General features: G+C 70.5%; 19 protein-coding genes. 10 read left to right on the top strand and 9 right to left on the bottom strand.

The genetic code is table 11. The annotated features are described in order from the left end of the window. Positions 1-167: 167 nt before the first annotated feature. Positions 168-2468 carry an ArnT family glycosyltransferase gene (locus AQJ27_RS41075; RefSeq protein ID WP_067380839.1) on the bottom strand — a complete coding sequence of 767 codons (2301 nt, stop codon included), beginning with the start codon at positions 2466-2468 and terminating at the stop codon, positions 168-170. 223 nt (positions 2469-2691) lie between these two features. On the opposite strand from AQJ27_RS41075, the gene AQJ27_RS41070 reads away from it, so the two are divergent. Both AQJ27_RS41070 and AQJ27_RS41065 read left to right on the top strand, forming a co-directional pair. Next, complete coding sequence (locus AQJ27_RS41070; RefSeq protein WP_159064535.1) at positions 2692-3303, top strand: hypothetical protein; 612 nt, start codon at positions 2692-2694, stop codon at positions 3301-3303. Next, positions 3300-3881: a suppressor of fused domain protein gene (locus AQJ27_RS41065; RefSeq protein ID WP_079065642.1), complete on the top strand. Its 582-nt coding sequence runs from the start codon at positions 3300-3302 to the stop codon at positions 3879-3881. The genes AQJ27_RS41070 and AQJ27_RS41065 overlap by 4 nt, the downstream gene beginning before the upstream one ends. A gap of 61 nt (positions 3882-3942) precedes the next feature. Here AQJ27_RS41065 and AQJ27_RS41060 read toward each other — a convergent pair whose 3' ends face one another. Continuing rightward, positions 3943-4164 (bottom strand): DUF397 domain-containing protein, encoded by a 222-nt coding sequence (locus AQJ27_RS41060; protein WP_067380831.1) that lies wholly within the window; start codon positions 4162-4164, stop codon positions 3943-3945. Next, positions 4157-4951: a helix-turn-helix domain-containing protein gene (locus AQJ27_RS41055; RefSeq protein WP_067380829.1), complete on the bottom strand. Its 795-nt coding sequence runs from the start codon at positions 4949-4951 to the stop codon at positions 4157-4159. The genes AQJ27_RS41060 and AQJ27_RS41055 overlap by 8 nt, the downstream gene beginning before the upstream one ends. Before the next feature lie 132 nt (positions 4952-5083). Here AQJ27_RS41055 and AQJ27_RS41050 point away from each other — a divergent pair, with 132 nt between their 5' ends. The 5 genes from AQJ27_RS41050 to AQJ27_RS41030 all read left to right on the top strand — a co-directional run bounded on the left by AQJ27_RS41050 (position 5084) and on the right by AQJ27_RS41030 (position 11835). After that, complete coding sequence (locus AQJ27_RS41050; protein ID WP_067380826.1) at positions 5084-5407, top strand: hypothetical protein; 324 nt, start codon at positions 5084-5086, stop codon at positions 5405-5407. After that, positions 5404-5769 carry a hypothetical protein gene (locus AQJ27_RS41045; RefSeq protein WP_079065641.1) on the top strand — a complete coding sequence of 122 codons (366 nt, stop codon included), beginning with the start codon at positions 5404-5406 and terminating at the stop codon, positions 5767-5769. Before AQJ27_RS41050 ends, AQJ27_RS41045 begins: the two co-directional genes overlap by 4 nt. Positions 5770-5969: 200 nt before the next feature. Continuing rightward, positions 5970-6905, top strand: coding sequence for a serine hydrolase (locus AQJ27_RS41040; protein ID WP_067380823.1), 936 nt, complete (start codon positions 5970-5972; stop codon positions 6903-6905). 53 nt (positions 6906-6958) lie between these two features. After that, positions 6959-8017: an esterase-like activity of phytase family protein gene (locus AQJ27_RS41035; RefSeq protein ID WP_067381124.1), complete on the top strand. Its 1059-nt coding sequence runs from the start codon at positions 6959-6961 to the stop codon at positions 8015-8017. Positions 8018-8094: 77 nt separating this feature from the next. After that, a complete protein-coding gene (locus tag AQJ27_RS41030) occupies positions 8095-11835 on the top strand; it encodes an ABC transporter ATP-binding protein (RefSeq protein WP_096240299.1) in 3741 nt (1246 codons plus the stop codon). Between the two features lie 4 nt (positions 11836-11839). On the opposite strand, the gene AQJ27_RS41025 is transcribed toward AQJ27_RS41030, so the two are convergent. Next, a complete protein-coding gene (locus tag AQJ27_RS41025) occupies positions 11840-12316 on the bottom strand; it encodes a hypothetical protein (protein WP_060895650.1) in 477 nt (158 codons plus the stop codon). Between the two features lie 230 nt (positions 12317-12546). Here AQJ27_RS41025 and AQJ27_RS41020 point away from each other — a divergent pair, with 230 nt between their 5' ends. Together AQJ27_RS41020 and AQJ27_RS41015 are read left to right on the top strand one after the other, a co-directional pair. Beyond that, a complete protein-coding gene (locus tag AQJ27_RS41020) occupies positions 12547-12873 on the top strand; it encodes a hypothetical protein (protein ID WP_425275262.1) in 327 nt (108 codons plus the stop codon). A gap of 140 nt (positions 12874-13013) precedes the next feature. Then, entirely contained in the window at positions 13014-14462 is a 1449-nt protein-coding gene (locus AQJ27_RS41015; protein ID WP_067380817.1) for a S28 family serine protease, read from the top strand. A gap of 68 nt (positions 14463-14530) precedes the next feature. On the opposite strand, the gene AQJ27_RS41010 is transcribed toward AQJ27_RS41015, so the two are convergent. Together AQJ27_RS41010 and AQJ27_RS41005 are read right to left on the bottom strand one after the other, a co-directional pair. After that, positions 14531-15163, bottom strand: a complete 633-nt coding sequence (locus AQJ27_RS41010) for a hypothetical protein (RefSeq protein WP_067380814.1) — start codon at positions 15161-15163, stop codon at positions 14531-14533. A gap of 159 nt (positions 15164-15322) precedes the next feature. Further along, positions 15323-17146 carry a glycoside hydrolase family 3 protein gene (locus AQJ27_RS41005; protein ID WP_067380811.1) on the bottom strand — a complete coding sequence of 608 codons (1824 nt, stop codon included), beginning with the start codon at positions 17144-17146 and terminating at the stop codon, positions 15323-15325. Positions 17147-17542: 396 nt separating this feature from the next. Between AQJ27_RS41005 and aroA the strand changes: the two genes are divergently transcribed. Further along, entirely contained in the window at positions 17543-18784 is a 1242-nt protein-coding gene (gene aroA / locus AQJ27_RS41000) for a 3-phosphoshikimate 1-carboxyvinyltransferase (protein WP_067380809.1), read from the top strand. Between the two features lie 26 nt (positions 18785-18810). On the opposite strand, the gene hemC is transcribed toward aroA, so the two are convergent. The 3 genes from hemC to AQJ27_RS40985 all read right to left on the bottom strand — a co-directional run bounded on the left by hemC (position 18811) and on the right by AQJ27_RS40985 (position 21736). After that, positions 18811-19746 (bottom strand): hydroxymethylbilane synthase, encoded by a 936-nt coding sequence (gene hemC, locus AQJ27_RS40995; protein ID WP_067380806.1) that lies wholly within the window; start codon positions 19744-19746, stop codon positions 18811-18813. Between the two features lie 83 nt (positions 19747-19829). Next, positions 19830-20630 carry a sugar phosphate isomerase/epimerase family protein gene (locus AQJ27_RS40990; protein WP_067381118.1) on the bottom strand — a complete coding sequence of 267 codons (801 nt, stop codon included), beginning with the start codon at positions 20628-20630 and terminating at the stop codon, positions 19830-19832. 173 nt (positions 20631-20803) lie between these two features. Then, positions 20804-21736, bottom strand: a complete 933-nt coding sequence (locus AQJ27_RS40985) for a bifunctional helix-turn-helix transcriptional regulator/GNAT family N-acetyltransferase (protein ID WP_067380803.1) — start codon at positions 21734-21736, stop codon at positions 20804-20806. Between the last annotated feature and the right edge of the window lie 266 nt (positions 21737-22002).

Genomic DNA, 22002 nt, shown 5'->3' with positions numbered 1-22002 from the left:
GCGGGCAACCGGAGCGTGACATGGACATGCGTTTCAGGGAATGAACGGAGCGTGTCGGTTGGGTGACGGAAACCGGCAAGTCGCTTGTTGTGCGCGTGATCTGACACACCGGAAGGCCCCCGCCCATATGTCGCGTGGGCAGGGGCCTTCCGGCGCTCGAGGACCGGTCAGTTCAGGTCGGACGGGTCCAGGCGGTAGAGCGTCGAGGCCGACTGGGCCGACTGGCCGTTCTCCGACTCGGAGCCCGTGGCCGAACTCGACTCGGACGACGAGGTCTTGCTGTAGGCGCTCTCCTTCACCGCGGTGGCGTTCTTCTGCACCCAGGCGGTGACCGCGGAACTGGTGCTGTTGTTGCCGCCCATTCCGCCGCCCATGCCCGAGCCGCCGACCTGGATGTAGTGAAGCTCGCCCTTCTTCACCAGCTCCTTGAGCTTGGCGACCGTCATGCCCTTGTCGGTGCCGGTGAAGCCGTACATGGAGATGACGGGCTTGTGGGTGCTCAGGATCAGCTGCCCGGCGCTCTGCGAATTGGACACCGCGAGCAGCCACTTGGCGCCGTCCTGGTGCTTCTCCAGGTACGAGATCAGCTCGCTGCTGGTCTCGCCGCCCATGCCGCCACCGCCGCCGAAACCGCCGCGCTGACCGCCCGTGCCGCCCGGGGCCGTAGCGTTCTCGCCACCGTTCTGGCCGCCCGGGAACTCGCCGTTCTGGCCGCCCGTGCCGCCGCCGGGGAAACCGCCGTTCTCGCCGCCCTGCGGGGCGCCGCCGGGCAGTTCGCCGGTTCCACCGCCGCCGGGCGTCACCTGGCCGCCCTCCTGGCCGGCCGCTTGGCCGCCCGGCTGGGTGCCGCCAGGCATCTCGCCGCCGCCCGGACCCCCCGCGTTGCCGCCGGGGCCACCCCGTCCGCCGCCGAAGCCGCCTTGGCCGGTGGACGGTCCGGCGGTCGGATTGGTGCCGCCCATGCCGCCGCCCGCGCCGCCCGCACCGGCCGGGACGGCGAACGAGTACGCCGCCGGGCCCGCGAGAGCCGCGACGACCGCCGCCGCCAGGGACGCGGCCAGCAGCCGTACGCGGTTGCCGGAGCGGAAGACGAGCAGGCCGACGACGGCCAGCGCCATGACCACCGCGATGGCCGGCCACAGCCAGGTGTTCCAGTCGGTGGCCCGGCGCAACAGCACGACCGCCCAGATGCCGGTGACCGCGAGCCCGGCGGGCAGCACCCAGGACCAGCGGACGTCACCGCCGCGGAAGGCACGGAACAGCATGACGCCGCCGCCACCGCACAGGGCCGCGATGCCAGGGGCGACCGCGGTCGTGTAGTACGGGTGCATGGTGCCTTCGGCTGTGGCGAACGTCAGGTAGTGCAGCAGCAGCCAGCCGCCCCACAGCACCAGCGCCGCACGAGTCGGGTCGATGCGCGGGGCGCGCCCGCACAGCACGAGGCCGCCGGCGAGGGCGATGCCCGCGAAGGGGATCAGCCAGGAGATCTGGCCGCCCAGGATGTCGTTGAACAGCCGGCCGAGGCCCGCGGAACCGGAGAAGCCGCCGCCGCCACCTCCGCCACCGCCGTTGCCCTCGCCGCCGAGGACGCGGCCCAAGCCGTTGTAGCCGAAGATCAGGTTCCAGGCGGTGCCGTCCGTCGAACCGCCGATGTAGGGACGGTCGTCGGCGGGCACCAGCGAGACGGCCGTCGCCCACCAGAAGCTGGACACGGCCAGGGCCACGGTGGCCAGCAGCAGGTTGCGGATCCGCTTCGCCCAGCCGAGGTGCGACGCGTACAGATAGACCGCGAAGACGGCGGGCAGCGCGATGTAGCCCTGGAGCATCTTCGTGTTGAAGGCGAGCCCGAAGCAGACCGCCGAGCCGAGCAGCGGCAGCAGCCTGCCGTCGCGGGTCGCGCGCAGTCCGAGGGCCGCGCCCGACACCATCAGGAGGAGGAGCAGGGTGTCGGGGTTGTTGTCGCGGTTGATGGCGACGGTGATCGGGGTGAGCGCGAGCACGAGCGCGGCGACCGCGGCGGCGGCGTGGCCGAACACCCGCTTCACGGAGGAGTGAAGGATCCAGATCGTGCCGAGGGCGGCCGCGATCATCGGCAGCATCATCTGCCAGGTGCCGAAGCCGAAGATCCGGCACGACAGGCCCATGACCATGAGTGCGAGCGGCGGCTTGTCGACGGTCAGGAAGTTGCCCGCGTCGAGCGAGCCGAAGAACCACGCCTTCCAGCTCTGGGTTCCGCTGTAGATCGCGGAACTGTAGAAGCTGTTGAGACCGGAGCCGGACAGGTTCCAGGAGTACAGCACCGTGGCCAGCACCATGATCGCGATCAGGGCGGGGAGGGACCAGCGGGGCGCTTTCTCCGGCGGGCCGGACTGTGTCTCCGGTGGTCCGGACCGCGCGGAAGGCGGCGAGTCGGTGTTGGCCGCGAGGGGCGCGGAGGCGTGGGGATGCGGATCGGTGGCAGACGTCACCACTGCACCGTGCCGGGGGGTGATGGGTGCGCACTGTGGTCTGCCTGGGGGTCAGCTGTGGATCCGAACGAAGCTCACCCTGGTGGTCATGAAGATCAACAAGGGGACGGATGGACACAAGGGGGCATGGGTGCTGTTCACTCTCAGGGCGTCCTAGGCCCTGTCGTCCGACTCCGTGCGGAACCCTGACCCCTGACGTCGTCATGAACTTGGAGCGTTCGCCGTGCCCTCTGTGGAAGAGCAGTTCTCGGGATTCCTGCTGCTTCTCGATCGTTTCCAGAAGCAGCTGGCCGAGTTCATGCTCGGCGCCTACCTGGCGTGCGACTTCGGCAGCGATTCCGGAGACGACGGCGATTCGACACTCAGCCCGCAGGTACGGCTCGACGTCGTGGACGGCTCACCGCAGATGACGCTCGACCATGCCATCACCTGGATGGACCTGACCCGCGACCAGGAGCTGAGCGAGTACCGCCTGGCCGTGACCCTCACCTTCACCGGGGCGGGGGTCGCGGTGGAGGCGTTCGTCCGGCTCGACCTGGAGCGGGACATGGGCGAGTGGCCCGCCGGGGTCCATGTCCCGTACCGGCAGCGGGCCGACGGTCTCGGCCTCGACGAGGCGCTCGACTTCGTCGAGGCCCGGGTCGAGGAGATGTGCCGCCGCTACGACGACGTGGCCGGGCTGGGCCTCACCCGGCGGGAGACAACCTCGAAGGGACCGTCCAGTGAAGCCCACGCTCGTGCGGCTCGTGCCGGGCTCGGAGCATCGAGAGTTCATGGCGGAGATCAGAGCACTGAGGACAGCGAGCCGGAGTGGGACTGGCGGTTCGGCGAATGACGCCCCTCAACGACCCAGACCGGCTCGCTCGCCTTGCGGAGCGCCTGAGCGCGATGGTCGGCACGGAGCCGGACATCCAGGAGGTCCCGCCTCGCGAGCCTGGTGACGGCGAGGTGTTCGCCCTCGTCTTCGCGGACGTCCCGGAACCCGGCTTCGTCACCGGGGTCACCTACGGGCTGTCACCGTGGCAGCGGGCGAACGGGCAGCCGCCTGCCCGCGAACTCTGCATCACGATGCGTTCGGGCGATCAGGCATGGGCGAGGGTTCCTGCCCTCGCCGTTGCCGCCTTGCGCGGCTTCTGCCCGTTCTCTCCAGGCATGGTGATCGGCTACATGAAGCCGTACGTGGCAGGTTCGGGCCTGAGCAGCCTGGTCCTGGCCGGCCCCGCGCCCGCCCTCGCGCTCCCCGAAGCGATCGACCTCGCGGACTCCGACGCGCCCCCGGAGGATCTGGTGCGGATCGTCGGGGCCTACCCGATCCACGTCTCGGAGCGGGAGGCCATCCGCTTCCGGGGGCCCGCAACGGTGTGGGACTCGAGATGGGACCCGTACGACCCCGCCCGTCCGGCGGTGGTCTGACACCGCGGGATCCGGGCGTCCGAACAGACCACCGGGCCGGGGCTTCGGCCCGGCCGGTTGTTCAGCCCGGGAACCTGCCGTGCTTGACGGCCGCGACGAACGACGACCAGTCCGCGGCCGAGAAGACCAGCGCGGGGCCGTGCGGGACCTTGGAGTCGCGCACGGGGACGCCGGAGGGGTGGTTGTCCAGTACCTCGACGCAGCTGTTGGCTTCGGTTCCGCTGTAGGACGACTTGCGCCAACCGCTCAGTATGTCTGCGCGCGAGATGGTGTGCTCAGCCATGGTGTCCGTAGTCCTTCGCTGTCGCCCTCAACAGGGCAAGTGACTCTTGCAGCGGCAACGCGTCGCTCAGTGCGAGATGGTAGGCGCCCTGGAGTCGTTCGACGATGGCGGGGGAGTCGTGAACCTTGCCGAACTGCAGGCCTTCGGAATAGGCCACCGGAGGCTGGTCCTCGAACCACATCAACGTCAGCATGCTGTTCAGGATCTGGTACGCGCCCACGGTGTACGGAATCACATGGGTGCGTACGCGCTTGGTCTCGGTCAGGCGGACGATGTGCATGAGCTGCTCCGCCATGACCTGCGGGCCACCGACCGGGCGTCGCAGGACCGCCTCGTCCAGTAGCGCCCACACTACGGGCACCACTGGGTCGGTGAGGATCCTTGAGCGCTCAAGCCGTGTGACAACGGCCCTGTCACATTCCTCTTCACTCGCAGGGGGGTATCCGACGCTCAGAAGGGAACGCGCGTACCTTTCCGTCTGCAGGATGCCAGGCACGAAGGTGGGCGCGAACTCGCGGATCACTGCCGCTTGTTGTTCGAGATACCGGGCTGCCTCGAAGTAGTCGGCGACCGCCGCGTCCTCGACCGGCAGGAAACTACTCAGCACATTCCCCGTGTTCAGAGCCTCGTCCAGCCGTCGCGCGTCCTCCCGGGAGGGAATCCGGCGCCCCGCCTCGATGTGCGCGATGTGCGAACGGGTCATGACCGCCGCCTCGGCCAACTGCTGTTGCGTCAGCCCCGCCGTCTCGCGCTGCTGCTTCAGCCAGTCACCGTACGTGCTGGTCATGGCCAACTCCCTTGTGACAAATGCCTGGTCACATCCCACCCTCTGGCGAGCCTAGCCCGACCCGTCTCACTCTGTAAGCAGACCGCTACGCAAAGCGATGTCCCTGAGTCTGAACCCAACGGAGTTGACGACATGAGCCACCGAGTCGCCCGCCTCTTCGAGCCGCTGTTGCGGCTGCTGTTCCCCGGCTCGGGGCGCCGCCGTCGCGCGGCCACCGTCACCGCCCCGGCGTACCGACGTCCCACCCTCTTGTACGCCCCTGGCCAGACGACCCGCCGCGTTGGTTCTCGACCTCTGCGCGGCGAGGACCACGAGATCGTCCGCCCTTACCTCGTCGCCCATGAGCGGAGCGAGGAGGTGCGCAGGCAGCGGGCCCGGCGGCGTGCCCTGTGGCTGGCCGTGCACGGCGTCGACATCGGGCCGAGGTTCATCCATGGTGTGGAGGTGGCCCCGTGATCAACGGCGGGACGGAATCGGCGCGGCTGCTCCCGTGGTCCGGCGAGGGCGGCAAGCCCTGCTATCTCGTCGGCGACGGGACCGGCCGTCTCTCCCGCGTCGCCGACGCCGTCGAGAGCGTGCAGCTGGGGATGTCCGCCGCACTCCTCGACCATGCCGCCGACATGCTCGACGACCACAAGGTCACTGCCGCCCAACTCCGCTTCCTGGCCGCTCGCATGGTCGAGGCGCTGCGTGACGTACACCGCATCGCGGAGAGCCGGGGGGCCCGTCTTCCCCTGCCGGCCCATGACGGCCCTGGTGGCCCTGACGGCATCGAGGATGAGGATGACGTCGCCCGATGGATCAGCGCCGACACCTGACGGTTTCCCGACGGCGCGCGGCCCGCCCCCCGTCACTCACCGGAACCCTCCAGATGCCCTCTGTGATCAGACCCCGAACTTCCCTGCCTCGAACTCCCCTCCTGGGAACACACGTACAACTTTCGGCTACCTGAACGAGTCATGAGAGGCGAGTGCGCCACAGGCGCGCTCGTATTGGTCGAAGGGGATGGGGAACCTCCATGACTCACCGGATATCCCGGCGTGCCCGTGTGCTCGCGGCGAGCCTCGGCGCCGGGGTGATCGTGCCGTTCGCGGCCGCCGCCGCGCCGGCCGCAGCCGCGGCACCGCAGGTCAGCTGTACGTCGAGCAAGGCGGGCCTGGCCGTCAAGCTGCAGAAGGACATCACCACGGCGCTCAGAGGCCGCGCCGGCACCGTCGCCGTCGGTCTCTACGACCGTACGGCGAAGACCACCTGCACCCTGCGGAGCAGCACGGCGTACGACTCCGCCAGCGTCGTCAAGGCCACCGTGCTGGCCACGCTGCTGTGGGACGCCAAGAAGCACAACCGGTATCTGACCAGCCGCGAGCAGACCCTCGCCACGGCCATGATCACCAAGTCGGACAACAACGCCACCAGCACGCTGTGGAAGCAGCTCGGCGTGACCAAGGTGAAAGGTTTCCTCGCCGCTGCCGGGATGACCCAGACCAAGCCGGGCGCCAACAACTACTGGGGTCTCACCCAGATCACCGTCCGGGACGAGCAGAAGCTGCTCGCGCTGCTCACCGCCAAGAACTCCGTGCTGAGCGACAACGCCCGTGCCTACGAGCTGAAGTTGATGGGCAAGGTCATCTCCTCGCAGCGCTGGGGCACCCCGGCCGGAGCGCCGTCCTCGGTCGCCGTGCACGTCAAGAACGGCTGGCTGTCGCGTGCCACGCACGGCTGGCGCGTGCACAGCATCGGCACCTTCAACGGCGCGGGCCACGACTACATGATCACCGTGCTGACGCAGGACAACAGCACCATGCAGTACGGCGTCAACACCATCCAGGCCGTCGCCAAGGCCATCCACAAGGACCTGGTGCCGACCACCTCCACGACCAGCGCGAGCGTGCTGCGCTACGTGCCCACGGCCACCCCCCAGGAAGCGATCCCGGCGGTACCGTCCGCGGGCTGACGCTTCACGAGGCGGTCTCCCGCGCGTCACCCGGCCGTCCTACCGTGACCGGCATGCGCATGAGATCCGTACTCGCCACCGTCACCGCCGGCCTGGCGGCGGCCACCTGTGTGGCCGCCGCCGCTCCGGCCAACGCCCACAGCGGCAGAGCCCCGGGCGTCCACGCCTGTTCGCCCGCCGTCTCGATCGCGGGCTACTCCGACGCGCTCGACAAGACGACGTACGACGGCACCTTCGTCGGCAACCTCTCCGCGCTCGCCGTCGACCGCGGCGGCCGGATCGCCGCGCTCTCCGACCGGTCCTCGCTCTTCACCCTGGACCGCGAGACGCTGAAGCCGACGAGCGTCGTGAACCTCGTCGACGAGAAGGGCGCCGCGCTCGACTCCGAGGGTTTGGCCGTCGACTACGACGGCACCCGTCTCGTCACCTCCGAGACCGATCCCTCCGTACGCCGCTACGAGCGCGACGGCACCCTCGTCGGGAGCCTCCCCGTACCGGACGCGCTCAAGGTCGCTCCCGCGGGCCGCGCCACCTCCAACCTGACCTTCGAAGGGCTCACGCTCCTCCCCGGCGGCCGCACCCTGCTCGCCGCCATGGAGGGGTCACTGAGCGGTGACACCGCCGGCATCGTGCGCTTCCAGACCTGGGACCGCGCGACCCGGCAGGGTGACTTCCGGCTCTCCGCCCAGTACGGCTACCGCGCCGACACCGGCCTCGGCGTCTCCGAGGCGCAGGCCACCCCCGACGGCCGCCTCCTCGTCCTGGAGCGCGGCTTCACCGCGGGCGTCGGCAACACCGTCCGCCTCTACCTCGCCGACCTCCGTCACGCCACGGACACCCGCCGCGTCGACACCCTGACCGGCCAGGACGGCGTGCGGCTCGCCCGCAAGACGCTCCTCGCCGACCTCGTGAACTGTCCTTCACTGGGCGCCCGGGCCAAGCAGCCCCAGCCCAACCCCCTCCTCGACAACATCGAGGGCCTGACGATCACCGGCCGCACCCACGACGGCCGTCTCCAGCTCCTCCTGGTCAGCGACGACAACCAGAACGCCGTCCAGACCACCCGTCTGTACTCCCTGAGTGCCCGCCTGCCACACACGGTGAACGGCTGATTATTGCGGAGGGATGAAATCCGCTTGTTTCAGCGTTGGTGTCTTCCGGCGGAGTGAGATCTACGGAAGGCACCGGCGTGGCATTCGAGCAAGGGGACAGGGGCGGCTGGGCGCAGCGGCTCGCCGGGTACGCGTGGCGGTACCCGAAGTACGTCCTGCTCGCGCTCGGCTCCTCGCTGGGCGGCATGGCGGTCCTGGCGGTCGTCCCGCTGATCACCAAGGTGATCATCGACGACGTCATCGGGAACCACACCAAGGCCATGGCGCCCTGGGCGGGCGCGCTCATAGGCGCCGCCGTCCTCGTCTACGTCTTCACCTACATCCGCCGCTACTACGGCGGCCGCCTCGCCCTCGACGTCCAGCACGACCTGCGGACCGAGATGTACGGGACGATCACCCGGCTCGACGGACGACGCCAGGACGAGCTGTCCACCGGCCAGGTCGTCGGCCGCGCCACCAGCGACCTCCAGCTGATCCAGGGCCTGCTCTTCATGCTCCCGATGACCATCGGGAACGTGCTGCTCTTCCTGATCTCCCTCGGGATCATGGCCTCGCTCTCCCTGCCCCTCACCCTGGTCGCGCTCGCCGTCGCACCCGCCCTCTGGGTCGTCGCCAAGCGCAGCCGCTCCAAACTGCACCCCGCCACCTGGTACGCGCAGGCGCAGGCCGCCGCCGTGGCGGGTGTGGTCGACGGCGCCGTCAGCGGCGTACGCGTGGTGAAGGGCTTCGGACAGGAGGAGCAGGAGACCGGGAAACTCCGGGACGTCGGGCGGCGGCTCTTCGCGGGGCGGCTGCGGACCATCCGGCTCAACGCCAAGTACACCCCGGCCCTCCAGGCCGTGCCCGCCCTCGGCCAGGTCGCGATGCTCGCGCTGGGCGGCTGGCTCGCCGTACGGGGACAGATCACGCTCGGCACCTTCGTCGCGTTCTCCGCGTACCTCTCCCAGCTCGTGGGACCCGTACGGATGCTCGCCGTGGTCCTCACCGTCGGGCAGCAGGCCCGCGCGGGCGCCGAGCGCGTCCTCGAGCTCATCGACACCGAGCCGTCGATCAAGGACGGCACCAAGACCCTCCCGGCCGACGCGCCCGCGACCGTCGAGTTCGACGACGTGTCCTTCGCCTACGAGGGCACCTCGAAAAGGCAGCCGGTGCTCGACGGGCTGAGCTTCGAGATCCGCCCCGGCGAGACGCTCGCCGTGGTCGGCTCCTCCGGCTCCGGCAAGTCGACGGTCTCGCTCCTGATACCCCGCTTCTACGACGTGACGCACGGCGCCGTCCTCATCGGCGGGCACGACGTCCGCGAGCTGACTCAGGAGTCGCTGCGCGCCGCGATCGGCATGGTCCCCGAGGACTCCTTCCTGTTCTCCGACACCGTGCGCGCCAACATCGCCTACGGCCGCCCGGACGCCACCCAGGAGGAGATCGAGACCGCGGCCCGCGCCGCCCAGGCGGACCGTTTCATCGCCGAGCTGCCCGAGGGCTACGACACCAAGGTGGGCGAGCACGGCCTCACCCTCTCCGGCGGCCAGCGCCAGCGCGTCGCCCTCGCCCGCGCCATCCTCACCGACCCCCGCCTGCTTGTCCTGGACGACGCCACCTCCGCCGTGGACGCCCGCGTCGAGCACGAGATCCACGAGGCCCTCAAGGGGGTCATGGAGGGGCGCACCACCCTCCTCATCGCCCACCGCCGCTCCACCCTCAACCTCGCCGACCGCATCGCCGTCCTCGACGGCGGCCGCCTCGCCGAGATCGGCACCCACGAGGAACTCCAGCAGCGCTCCCCGCTGTATCGCCGGCTCCTGACCGACCCGGACGAGCTGGGCGGCGTCTCGCCCGGCCACGCCCAGCCCGCCGTGCCCCAGGAGGACACCTCCGTACGGGACGAGCTGGACGCCGAGTTCGACGCCGAGCGCGGGGTCACTCCCCATCTGTGGACCGGCGACCGGGAGCCCAAGGACAACGCCCTGTCCGGCATGCCCGCCACGCCCGAACTCCTCACCCTGGTCGAGGCGCTGCCCCCGGCCACCGACACCCCCGGCATCGACGAGGCGCGTGCGGTCAGGCCCGAGGAGTCCTACGGGCTGCGCAGGCTGCTGCGCGGCTTCGGGCTCCCGCTGCTCGTCAGCCTGGGGCTCGTGGCCGTGGACGCGGGCATGAGCCTGCTGCTGCCGGTGCTGATCCGGCACGGCATCGACCAGGGCGTCACCCGGATGGCGATCGGCGCGGTGTGGGCCGCCGCCGCGCTGGCGCTGGTCACCGTGCTCGTCCAGTGGGCCGCGCAGATCGGCGAGACCCGGATGACGGGCCGGACCGGCGAGCGGGTCCTCTACTCCCTCCGCCTGAAGATCTTCGCGCAGCTCCAGCGCCTGGGGCTCGACTACTACGAGCGGGAGCTGACAGGCCGGATCATGACCCGGATGACGACGGACGTCGACGCGCTGTCGACGTTCCTCCAGACGGGCCTGGTCACCGCCTTCGTCTCGGTCGTCACCTTCTTCGGCATCATGGGCGCGCTGCTGGTGATCGACGTACAGCTCGCGCTGGTCGTGTTCGTCACCCTTCCGCCGCTGGTCATCGGCACGTTCTTCTTCCGCCGGGCGAGCGTGAAGGCGTACGAACTCGCCCGCGAGCGGGTGTCGGCGGTCAACGCCGACCTCCAGGAGTCGGTCTCCGGACTGCTGATCCTGCAGGCGTTCCGGCGCGAGCGCTCGGGCAGGCAGCGGTTCGCGCAGGGCAGCGACAGCTACCGCCAGGCGCGCATCCGCGGCCAGTGGCTGATATCGATCTACTTCCCCTTCGTGCAGCTGCTGTCGTCGGTCGCGTCGGCAGGCGTGCTGATCGTGGGCGCGCACCGGGTGGACGCCGGCACCCTCACGACGGGCGCGCTGGTCGCCTACCTCCTCTACATCGACCTGTTCTTCGCGCCCGTGCAGCAGCTCTCGCAGGTCTTCGACGGCTACCAGCAGGCCACGGTCTCGCTGGGCCGCATCCAGGAACTGCTCCAGGAGCCGACCTCGACGAAGGCCGCCGACGAACCGCTGGAGGTCCTCTCCCTGCGGGGCGACATCGCCTTCGAGGACGTCGACTTCGCTTACGGCGACGACGAGGAGGCGCTCAGCGCCGTCTCGCTGAGCATCCCGGCCGGACAGACCGTCGCCTTCGTCGGCGAGACCGGCGCGGGCAAGTCCACGCTGGTGAAGCTGGTCGCCCGGTTCTACGACCCGACGGGCGGGCGGGTGACGGTCGACGGCACGGATCTGCGCTCGCTCCACCTGACCTCCTACCGGCACCGTCTCGGCGTCGTCCCGCAGGAGGCGTACCTCTTCCAGGGGACCGTCCGGGACGCCATCGCCTACGGGCGTCCCGACGCGACCGATGCCGAGGTGGAGGCCGCGGCCCGCGCGGTCGGCGCCCACGACATGATCGCCACGTTCGACGGCGGCTACCTCCACGAGGTCGCCGAGCGCGGTCGCAACCTCTCCGCCGGCCAGCGTCAGCTGATCGCGCTGGCCCGCGCCGAACTCGTGGACCCGGACGTGCTGCTCCTCGACGAGGCGACGGCGGCGCTGGACCTGGCGACGGAGGCCCTGGTCAACCAGGCCACCGACCGCCTCGCCGGCCGCCGTACGACGCTCGTCGTCGCCCACCGCCTGACGACGGCCGCCCGCGCCGACCGGGTCGTGGTCATGGACCACGGCCGCGTCGCCGAGGACGGCACCCACGACGAGCTCCTCCGACGAGGCGGCCACTACGCGGAGTTGTGGAGGACGTTCGTCGGGGCCCCGGAGGAGGAAGAGCCGGTTCCCTCATCGGCCTGAGCTTTCAGCTCTTCGCCTTGATGTCGGAGATCTTCTTCGTGGCCAGGTCCGACTGCACGGTCAGATAGGTGTACGTGGGGTGCTGGGCGGAGCCCCAGGTGAGGCGCACCGTCGACCAGGTGTGGCCCGCGCCGCTGTCTCCGGCCGTCACCTTCCACGCCCGCGGCACGTCCTGTGCGCGCAGCACCCCGTCGGCGTGCTCGCGGCTCTCCCACTTGGCCAGGCGGGTGCGGAGATCCTTGGTCAGGTAGAAGGTGCGCAGCTGGGAGCCGAGGTGACCGCTTCCCTCGTCGGTGACCGCGTCGATGTAGGCGCCGTAGAAGTTCGCCACCCGGTCGTAGGCGGGACCGTTGGCGCCGCTGCGGGCGGGCGGGGGAGCGCTGGAGCCGGCGAACGCGGGCACGGAGGCACCCGCCGTGGCGAGGAGCGCCGCGGCGACGAGGGCGCCGACGGCCGTACGTGAACGTGACGTGCGGGACATGGATGAGTACCTTTCGTTCGGTTTTCTGACCAGTTGGACACCGAACAAAGGGGTGGGGTTGCCCCAAACACGGAAGAAAACCTCTCTCGGGTGAAGGCAACCATCCGATGTACGTGCTGCGTCCGTACACCAGTACGCTGAATGGCCGGGGGAGGACGACAGTGGACCGTGGTGGTGCGATACGCCGGCGCTTGGCGCTGGGCCTTGCGGTGTTGACCGCAGCCGGGCTGATGGCGTTGTTGAGTCCGGGCAGCGCGCAGGCGGCCGACTCGTACTGCTCGGGTCGCAAGGTCAGAACGCTCAGCTTCTCGACCGGCTCCGTCCAGATCTACAAGCGCGACGGCTATGTCTGCGCGATGACCGTCCCGAAGAATCAGCAGTCCCGCAAACGGACGATGTCCGTCAGCGTGCAGGCGCGCGGCAGCCGACCCGTGGTCGACCGGGGCAGCTTCTCGCACCACGCGGGCCCGGTGACCGTCCACGCGGGCCACCGCTGCGTCCGCGTCGAGGGCTCGGTCGGCTCGGGTTCGGTGAGCTCGAGCTGGATCCTCTGCTGAGCCGGCCGAGTGCTGAACCGGCCGGGTGCTGAACCGGCCAAGACACCTGCCTTCCCATAGGGTTTTCCCCATCTCCCCTGGTGCGCCCGTGAGTTGCTCCGATAGCTTCCAGCGCACATCCGTTTCACAGGGGAGTGTGCATGCGCAAGGCGCTCAGATGGCTGCTGGCGCTCACGGTGCTCATAGGCACGTTGAGCACGGCCGGGGCGGCCACCGCCGCCCAGCCGGAGACGGCACCAGGCACCACAAGCACGGACACCGACATCAAGGACAGGCTGCTCGCGATACCGGGCATGAGCCTGATCGAGGAGAAGCCGTACACCGGCTACCGCTTCTTCGTTCTGAACTACACCCAGCCGATCGACCACCGGCACCCGTCCAAGGGCACGTTCCAGCAGCGGATCACCGTGCTGCACAAGGACGTCTCCCGCCCGACGGTCTTCTACACCGGCGGCTACAACGTCTCCACGAACCCCGGCCGCCGTGAGCCCACCCAGATCGTGGACGGCAACCAGGTCTCGATGGAGTACCGCTTCTTCACCCCGTCCCGGCCCGATCCGGCCGACTGGTCGAAGCTCGACATCTGGCAGGCGGCCAGCGACCAGCACCGCATCTTCGAGGCCCTCAAGCCGATCTACGGCCAGAAGTGGCTCTCCACGGGCGGCTCGAAGGGCGGTATGACCGCCACGTACTACGAGCGCTTCTACCCGCGCGACATGGACGGCGTCGTCGCCTACGTCGCCCCCAATGACGTGGTGAACAACGAGGACTCGGCGTACGACCGCTTCTTCAGGAACGTCGGCACCAAGGAGTGCCGCGACAAGCTGAACGCCGTGCAGCGCGAGGCGCTGGTGCGGCGCGCACCGCTGGAGAAGAAGTACGAGGCGTACGCCGCCGACAACGGCTACACCTTCACCACCATCGGAAGCCTCGACAAGGCGTACGAGGCGGTCGTGCTCGACTACGTGTGGGGCTTCTGGCAGTACAGCCTGCTCTCGGACTGCGCCTCGATCCCGGCCGACGCCGCCCACGCCACCGATGACGCGATCTGGGACTCCGTCGACACCATCTCGGGCTTCTCGGCCTACACCGACCAGGGCCTGAACACGTACACGCCGTACTACTACCAGGCGGGTACGCAGCTCGGCGCGCCCACGATCCACTTCCCGGCCATCGAGAAGAAGTACATCCGCTACGGCTACCAGCCGCCGCGGAACTTCGTGCCGCGCTCGATCCCCATGAGGTTCCAGCCGTGGGCCATGGCGGACGTGGACTCCTGGGTCCGCCACCACGCCGACCACATGCTCTTCGTCTACGGCCAGAACGACCCCTGGGGCGCGGAGCGCTTCCGGCTCGGCAAGGGCGCGCGCGACTCGTACGTCTTCACCGCCCCCGGCCTGAACCACGGTGCCAACGTCGCAGGACTCGTCCCCGACGAGAAAGCCCTCGCGACGGCCCGCATCCTGGAGTGGGCGGGTGTCGCCTCGGCGACGGTCCAGGAGAACCCGTCGGCGGCGAGGCCCCTCGCGAAGTTCGACGCGAAGCTGGACCAGCGCGACATCGAGCGCGAGCCCGCGCTGCGACCGTAACCCGGTTCACCGGCTGCAACCCGGTTCACCGGTTGCAACCTGGTTCACCGGCTGCGTCCGCCCCTCGGCTACACGGGGCGGGCGCAGCCCACCGGTCTGCCGCCGCCCAGTTGGACGTAGAGGGCCGTGGCCGACGGGCACTCGGCGCGGTCGACGACCGCCGACGTCACCTTGTAGTCCGGGGGCTTCTTGCCCTTGCCGTCGCACGCGGTCTCCCGCACCTGCCCGTCACCGGAGCTGTAGACGCAGTCGCCGACGATGGTGCGGGGCCCGCCGCCCCCGCCCGGATCGCCGGGGTGCGGGGCCTCCAGCTTGCGCATGCAGGCGTAACCCTGGGGGACGACCCCGTCGCCGTTCTCGTCGGAGGCGGGCCGGGTCTCGCTGATGTGCAGCACGAAGTCCGTGGTCGCGGGGCACAGCGGCCCGTCGGCCACCTTGCCGTCGTAACGGGCGATCACCCGCGCGGCGGCCCGTTCGCTGCTGCAGGGCACCTCGGTGAAGCTGGTCGTCCCGAAGGAACTGCACTCGTCGACCGCGAGGAACACCGCCCCGTAGCCCGAGGGCTGCGTCGACGTCGTCCCCGCGCCGGGCTCGGCGCTCCCCGAGCCCGACCAGCGGTCGCACCCCGCGAGCGCGGCGAGGACCAGCAGCAGCGCGCACACCACCCCGACGCAACGCCGACCCGACGAGCTGGCTCGCATGGCTTCCCCCCGATACCCCCGCCCAGCGTGACCCGTCGCGACGGGCACACGCCAGACATCCGGGGTGCTTTGCGTCCTTTGGGGGTAGTGCGCCGGGTGTGCGGCGTAGGGCCTGTACGTCAATCCCCACCCGGGGTGATACGTCGGCCCATACCGGACCTAGTACGTCAATCCGTACCCGATCGGATACAGCACCTTCGTCGGGTCGTCCGCCCGCTCCACCTCCACCGGCAGTTTCCCGCGGGGCCTCGCGCTGCCCGCGATCACTCGGGCGGCGGCGCGCAGTTCGACGTCCGTCCAGGAGTAGGTCGCCAAGTAAGCACGCACGTCAGGGAGTTGAGCCACGTCGTACGGGTTGCGGATCGCGATCGCGACCACCGGGACGCCGGTGGCCACGAGCCGCTCGACGAGGGTCTTCTGCGACCCGGTCGCCGTCACGTTGTACGTGCCGACGACGACCGCGTCCACACCCCCGGCCGCCGCCACCGCGTTGTCGATGCCCGCCGCGGAGGGCGCCGTTCCGGTGGACAGTGCCGTCGCCGTGAAACCCAGCTCGGTGAGGGCGGTCGCGAGGACGGTCGTGGGCGGTCCGTCGGTACCGGACGGCGAGGCGGGATCGGCGCCGACGACGAGGACGCGCGGGGTGCTCCGGCGCGAGAGCGGGAGCAGGCGCTCCTCGTTGACCAGCAGTGTCGTCGTGCGCTCGGCGATCCGGTCGGCCGCCCTGCGGTGCGCGGCGGTGCCGACCGTGTGGTCGACGCCGGAGTCGCTGACGTACGGGTTCTCCAGCAGGCCCAGTTTGGCCTTGAGGCGCAGGACGCGCAGGACGGACTCGTCGAGGCGGGCCTCGGTGAGCTCGCCGCCGTGCACGGCGTTCAGGACCGCGTTCCAGGCCACGTGGATGGACGGCGGGTTGAGGAGCTGGTCGACACCGGCCTTCAGTGCCAGTACGGGGACGCGGTCGTCGCCGTACTTCGTCCGGACGCCCTCCATGCCGAGCGAGTCGGTCACCACGAGCCCGTCGTAGCCGAGTTCCTCGCGCAGGATGCCGGTGAGGATCGGGTGGGAGAGCGTCGCGGGGTCCCCGGACGGGTCGAGAGCCGGGACCATGATGTGGGCGGTCATGACCGAGTCGATGCCGGCACGGACGGCGGCCCGGAAGGGCACGGCGTCGAGGGACGACCACAGCTCGCGGCTGTGCGTGATGACGGGGAAGCCGAAGTGGCTGTCGACGGCGGTGTCCCCGTGCCCCGGGAAGTGCTTCGCCGTGGCCGCGACCCCGGCGCTCTGATAGCCCTTCACCTCGGCCGTCACCAGCCCGGCCACGGCGTCCGGATCGGCGCCGAAGGAGCGTACGCCGATGACCGGGTTGGCCGGGTTGACGTTCACGTCGGCGACCGGGGAGTAGTCCTGTCGGATGCCGAGGGCGCGCAGTTCGGCGCCGCCGAGGCGCCCCACCGTACGGGCGTCCTCCCGCGAGCCGCCCGCGCCCAGCGCCATCGCGCCCGGGAACAGCGTCGCGGGCTTGCCCACCCGGGCCACCGCTCCGTACTCCTGGTCGGTGGAGATGAGGACGGGCAGCCCGCGCGGCTGGTCGAGGGACACCTTCTGGATGCCGTTCGAGAGGGCGGCGATCTGGTGCGGGTCACGGGTGTTGTGCGCCCAGGTGAAGTAGATGATCCCGCCGACGCGGTACCTGGCGATCAGCTCGGCGGCCGTCCTGACGCCGAGCTCCTCGAGGTTGGTGTCGATGTCGGCCTGGTCGGGCGCGGTGGCCGAGTGCCCGTACACCCGCATCACGAAGAGCTGGCCGACCTTCTCCTCCAGCGTCATACGGGAGACGAGCGCCCGGAGCGACGATTCATCAGGCCGGTCCTCGGCCGCCCGGACGGAGGTGGTGCTCAAGGTCAGGGCCGCGGTGGTCCCGGCGGTGGCGGCGAGAACGGTACGTCTGGACGGTCTGGCAGATCTCGATGGCCCCACGTGCGCTCCTCCCTCATGAAGGAAACTTCCGAGGAGTCACGAATATCCGGGAAGTTTCTTCCAGTCAAGGGTGTGCACAGTATCCCGGGGAGGGGCCGTCACCGGCGCAGTTGGAGGGGGGCGCGCCGGTGACGGCGTGCTGCCGGCCGCAGGCGGCGGAGAGGGTGGTCAGCGTTCGCAGCCAGCAGCGAGGCCGACACCGCTCTGCGGAGACTCATCCGGCAGTATGCGGATTGGACGAACCGGTGCGGGTCGGGGTTCCCCGGTTTCCGCCGGTTCGGGGAATTGGTGCAGGTGGGGCGAATGGGCGGGACGGTGCGACATCAGGCTCGCGCAGACAGGTCCATTTGGCGGACGTTCCCGCGCCGGAGCGGGTCGGGGAGCCAGCATGAGGACATGGCCGTCGTCGACATCCCCGGTTCCAAGTCCATCACCGCGCGTGCGCTCTTCCTCGCGGCGGCGGCCGACGGGGTCACGACCCTCGTACGGCCGCTCCGGTCGGACGACACGGAAGGTTTCGCGGAGGGCCTCACACGGCTCGGCTACCGCGTCGGCCGCACCCCGCACGCCTGGCAGATCGACGGCCGCCCCCAGGGCCCGGCGGCCACCGACGCCGACGTGTACTGCCGCGACGGCGCGACCACCGCCCGCTTCCTGCCGACCCTCGCCGCCGCCGGGCACGGCACCTACCGCTTCGACGCCTCCCCGCAGATGCGCCGCCGCCCACTGCTCCCGCTCACCCGCGCCCTGCGCGACCTCGGCGTCGACCTGCGGCACGACGAGGCGGAGGGCCACCATCCGCTGCGGATCGCGGCGGCCGGGGTGGAGGGCGGTGACGTGACGCTCGACGCGGGCCAGTCCTCCCAGTACCTGACCGCCCTCCTGCTGCTCGGCCCGCTGACCCGCAAGGGCCTGCGCATCACCGTCACGGACCTGGTCTCGGCGCCGTACGTCGAGATCACGCTCGCGATGATGCGGACGTTCGGCGCGTCCGTGCGCCGGGAGGGAGAGGTGTTCGTGGTCTCGCCCGGCGGCTACCGCGCCGGCACCTACGCCATCGAGCCCGACGCCTCTACCGCGAGCTACTTCTTCGCCGCGGCCGCCCTGACCGGCCACGAGGTGACGGTCCCCGGCCTGGGCACCGGCGCGCTCCAGGGCGACCTGGGCTTCGTCGACGTACTGCGGCGGATGGGGGCGCGGGTGGAGATCGGCTCCGGCGGGACGACGGTCGCGGGCACCGGCGAACTGCGCGGCCTCACGGTCAACATGCGGGACATCTCCGACACCATGCCGACGCTGGCCGCGATCGCGCCCTTCGCCTCGGGCCCGGTCCGCATCGAGGACGTCGCCAACACACGCGTGAAGGAGTGCGACCGCCTGGACGCCTGCGCGGAGAACCTCCGGCGGCTGGGCGTACGGGTGGAGACCGGGGCCGACTGGATCGAGATCCACCCCGGTGCGCAGCCCGTGCCGGGCGCGGAGATCAAGACGTACGGTGACCACCGCATCGTCATGTCCTTCGCGGTGACCGGACTCCGCGCGCCGGGCGGCGTCTCCTTCGACGACCCCGGCTGCGTACGGAAGACGTTCCCCGCCTTCCACGAGACCTTCGCCGCCTGGGCCGGGTCGCTGCGGTGATCAGTGAGGTGATCGGCGGGGGGTGATCAGTGGGGGATGTCGTCGATCAGTTCGCGGGCGCCCTGGCGCAACAGGGCGACGGCGACCGACGTGCCGAGCGTCGCGGCGTCGAGACGGCCCGCCCACTCGTGGGCGTTCAGTACGGTCTTGCCGTCCGGGGTGAACACGCAGGCACGCAGGGAGAGTTCGCCACCGCGGTGGGCCTTCGCGAAACCGGCGATCGGTGAGTTGCAGTGGCCCTGGAGGACGTGCAGGAACATCCGCTCCGCCGTGGCCTCGCGGTGCGTGTTCGGGTCGCCGAGGTCGCTGATCGTCTCGATCACGTCGGTGTCGCCCTCACGGCACTGGAGGGCCAGGATGCCCGCCCCGATCGGCGGCATCATCGTCTCGGTCGACAGGATCTCCGTGATCACGTCCGCCCGGCCGATCCGCTCCAGCCCCGCCACCGCCAGCAGCAGCGCGTCCGCCTCACCCGCCGCCAGCTTCTCCAGCCGCCGGTTGGCGTTCCCCCGGAACGGCACACACTCCAAGTGCGGGTGCGAGGCGGCCAGCTGAGCGCCCCGCCGTACCGACGAGGTGCCGATCCGCGTCCCCTGCGGCAGCTCGTCCAGCGTGAGCCCGTCCGGGTGCACGAGGGCGTCCCGGATGTCGTCCCGCGCCAGGAACGCGGCGAACATCGTCCCCGCCGGGAGGGGACGGTCCGCGGGGATGTCCTTCACGCAGTGCACCGCGAGATCGGCCTCACCGGCCAGCAGCGCCGCGTCGACCTCCTTGGTGAACGCGCCCTTCCCCTCGACCTTGGCCAGGTCGCCCATCCACTTGTCACCGGTCGTCTTCACGGGCACGACCTCGGTGCGGATGTGCGGATGGAGCGCGCCCAACTCGGCCCGGACGCGCTCCACTTGGGCCAGGGCCATGGGTGAGTCGCGGGAGACGATACGGATCAGTTCCGATGCCGACATGCGCTCCACGATAGCCCGTCGGCAAGGGGCGGCGAGCCGTGGGACACCCGTCCGGGCGTGTGCGCGCGTCGCCGGAACCGGTCCTAGGCGGAGTCGTTCAGCAGGCGCCCGAGGTGCTCCCGGCCCGGTCCCAGCAGCTCAGGAAGCGGCGCGGCCCCCTCGTACCACCGCTTCTCGTACTCCCAGCACAGCCAGCCGTCCCAGCCCTCCCGGGAGAGGAGTTCCACACAGTCGGCGAGCGGCAGGACGCCCGCGCCGAGGGGGAGCGGGGTGGTGTCCTCGGCGGAGGCGATGTCCTTGACCTGGACGTAGCCGAGGTAGGTGCACAGGGCCGCGTAGGTCTGGGCCGGCTCCTCGCCGCCGAGCCAGGTGTGCATGACGTCCCACAGCGAGCCCACGTGGTGGTGGCCGACCAGGCCCAGGATCCTGATCGCGTCCGCGCCGGTGCGGTGCGAGTCATGGGTCTCCAGCAGGATCCGTACGCCCAGGTCGGCGGCGTACTCCGCGGCCGTGCCGAGCCGCCGAGCCGCCGTCGCGTCCGCCTCCTCGACGCTCTGCTCGGAACTCGCGCCCGGGAAGACGCGTACGAACGGGGCGCCCAGGTCGTGGGCGAGGTCGAGGAGCTCCTTGATCTCGGCGACGACGGTATCGTCGTCGCCCGGCGCCGCCACCCGCGCGTAGCCCGCCACGCCCAGGATCTCGATGCCGCCCGCCTTGAACTCGGCGACCACCTCGGCCCGCTCGGCCGCCCCGATCCCGGGGTGCACCGGCTCCTCGGGATGCGCGCGCAGCTCCACCCCGTGGTAGCCGTGCGCGGCGGCGAGTCGTACGACGTCAGGGATGGGGAGCCCGGGCACGCCGAGCGTGGAGAAGGCCAGCTTCATGAGCATGGACCCTACTCGCGTACCGATGTCCGCCGTTGTTGGTCAAAAGGAGAGTCGAAAGGAAAATCGGTGGTGGGTGGTCCGGGAGGTCCTCTGATGCGGGATCCGGACACGGCGGGGGGCGAGCCTTTCCCTGCGGGACCGTCAGGAACGACCCGTGTGAGCCCGGCCGGTCACTCCTGCGGGGGGTGCAGATCCAACCGCCAGTCCTGGCCGGTCAGGTCCGCTCCGAACGAGCGGTGCGGTTTCTCGGCGACGAGGACGAAACCGTGGCGCTGGTAGATGCGGCGGGCGGCGGAGAGCACGTCGTTGGTCCACAGGACCAGGTCCCGGTAGCCACCGTCGCGCGCGAAGTCGATGACGGCCTCGACCAGCCGGTCGCCGATGCGCAGCCCGCGCGCGTCCGGCTCGACGAGGAGGAGCCGGAGGCGGGCGGTCCCGGGCGCGTCGTCGCGTACGCACATCACGCAGCCCACCGGCCGGCCGTCCAGTTCGGCGATCCACACCCGCTCCAGGTGCGGATCGTGGTCCTCGGCGAAGTCCGCCACGATCCGGGCGACCAGGCCCTCGTAGTCGGCGTTCCAGCCGTACTCGGCGGCGTACAGCGCGGCGTTGCGCTGCACGATCCAGCCGAGGTCGCCGGGCCCGGGGTCGCGCAGGACGACGTCCTCGCCGCGGGGTGGACGCCCGGAGGAGAGCAGCGTGCGTACGGTCCGCATCGCCTCGGCGAGCCGGGGGTGGTCGTCGGCCGGCACGGTCGCCAGCAGCGCCCCCACCGATTCCCGTGAGCGCTCGTCCAGCAGGGCCGCCGTCTCCCTGCCCTGTGCCGTGAGGGTGATGCGCCGCCGCCGCGGGTCCCGCTCCGAGGGCGTCCGCTCGATCAGGCCGTCCTGCTCGAACTTGTTCAGGATGCGGCTCAGGTAACCGGCGTCCAGGGACAGTTCGCCGCGGAGGTCGGCGGCGTCGGTGCGGGGGGAGTGGGCGAGCTCGTACAGCACACGGGACTCGGTGAGGGTGTAGGGGGCGTAGAGGTGGCGGCCGTAGTCGAGGGCGCCGATGACGTTCGTGTAGAAGCGGTTGAAGGAGCGGAAGTCCTGGACGGTCATGATCACTCAACCCCGGATGGTCGGCGCCGGCTGTTCGGGTCTGCCTGTTCGGGTCTGGCTCAGCGGCCTTGGTCGCTCGGACCTGATATCGGTTGCTCGGACCTGATAGTTGACTCAGTCAGAGGTATGCGCCGAGCCTACGGCTTCGGCCAAGCGCGGGCAACGGTCGGGCAACTCCCCGGCAACCCCGGTCACGACTTGGCCAACCCCTTTCCGCACGTTGGCCACGAGTTCATCGCACGCCTCTGCCAACCCTCGGTCGCCCC

This window comes from Streptomyces olivochromogenes (assembly GCF_001514115.1).
Lineage (GTDB): Bacteria > Actinomycetota > Actinomycetes > Streptomycetales > Streptomycetaceae > Streptomyces > Streptomyces olivochromogenes.
Note: the sequence above shows the minus strand (reverse complement) of the source record. Positions and strands in the feature narration are given on the sequence as shown.

Excerpts from the sequence above, each read along its gene's own strand:
- AQJ27_RS41065 (WP_079065642.1), top strand. The coding sequence starts at position 3,300 with ATGACGCCCCTCAACGACCCAGACCGGCTCGCTCGCCTTGCGGAGCGC.
- AQJ27_RS41060 (WP_067380831.1), bottom strand. The coding sequence starts at position 4,164 with ATGGCTGAGCACACCATCTCGCGCGCAGACATACTGAGCGGTTGGCGC.
- AQJ27_RS41055 (WP_067380829.1), bottom strand. The coding sequence starts at position 4,951 with ATGACCAGCACGTACGGTGACTGGCTGAAGCAGCAGCGCGAGACGGCG.
- AQJ27_RS41050 (WP_067380826.1), top strand. The coding sequence starts at position 5,084 with ATGAGCCACCGAGTCGCCCGCCTCTTCGAGCCGCTGTTGCGGCTGCTG.
- AQJ27_RS41040 (WP_067380823.1), top strand. The coding sequence starts at position 5,970 with ATGACTCACCGGATATCCCGGCGTGCCCGTGTGCTCGCGGCGAGCCTC.
- AQJ27_RS41035 (WP_067381124.1), top strand. The coding sequence starts at position 6,959 with ATGCGCATGAGATCCGTACTCGCCACCGTCACCGCCGGCCTGGCGGCG.
- AQJ27_RS41025 (WP_060895650.1), bottom strand. The coding sequence starts at position 12,316 with ATGTCCCGCACGTCACGTTCACGTACGGCCGTCGGCGCCCTCGTCGCC.
- AQJ27_RS41020 (WP_425275262.1), top strand. The coding sequence starts at position 12,547 with ATGGCGTTGTTGAGTCCGGGCAGCGCGCAGGCGGCCGACTCGTACTGC.
- AQJ27_RS41015 (WP_067380817.1), top strand. The coding sequence starts at position 13,014 with ATGCGCAAGGCGCTCAGATGGCTGCTGGCGCTCACGGTGCTCATAGGC.
- AQJ27_RS41010 (WP_067380814.1), bottom strand. The coding sequence starts at position 15,163 with ATGCGAGCCAGCTCGTCGGGTCGGCGTTGCGTCGGGGTGGTGTGCGCG.
- aroA (WP_067380809.1), top strand. The coding sequence starts at position 17,543 with ATGGCCGTCGTCGACATCCCCGGTTCCAAGTCCATCACCGCGCGTGCG.
- hemC (WP_067380806.1), bottom strand. The coding sequence starts at position 19,746 with ATGTCGGCATCGGAACTGATCCGTATCGTCTCCCGCGACTCACCCATG.
- AQJ27_RS40990 (WP_067381118.1), bottom strand. The coding sequence starts at position 20,630 with ATGAAGCTGGCCTTCTCCACGCTCGGCGTGCCCGGGCTCCCCATCCCT.
- AQJ27_RS40985 (WP_067380803.1), bottom strand. The coding sequence starts at position 21,736 with ATGACCGTCCAGGACTTCCGCTCCTTCAACCGCTTCTACACGAACGTC.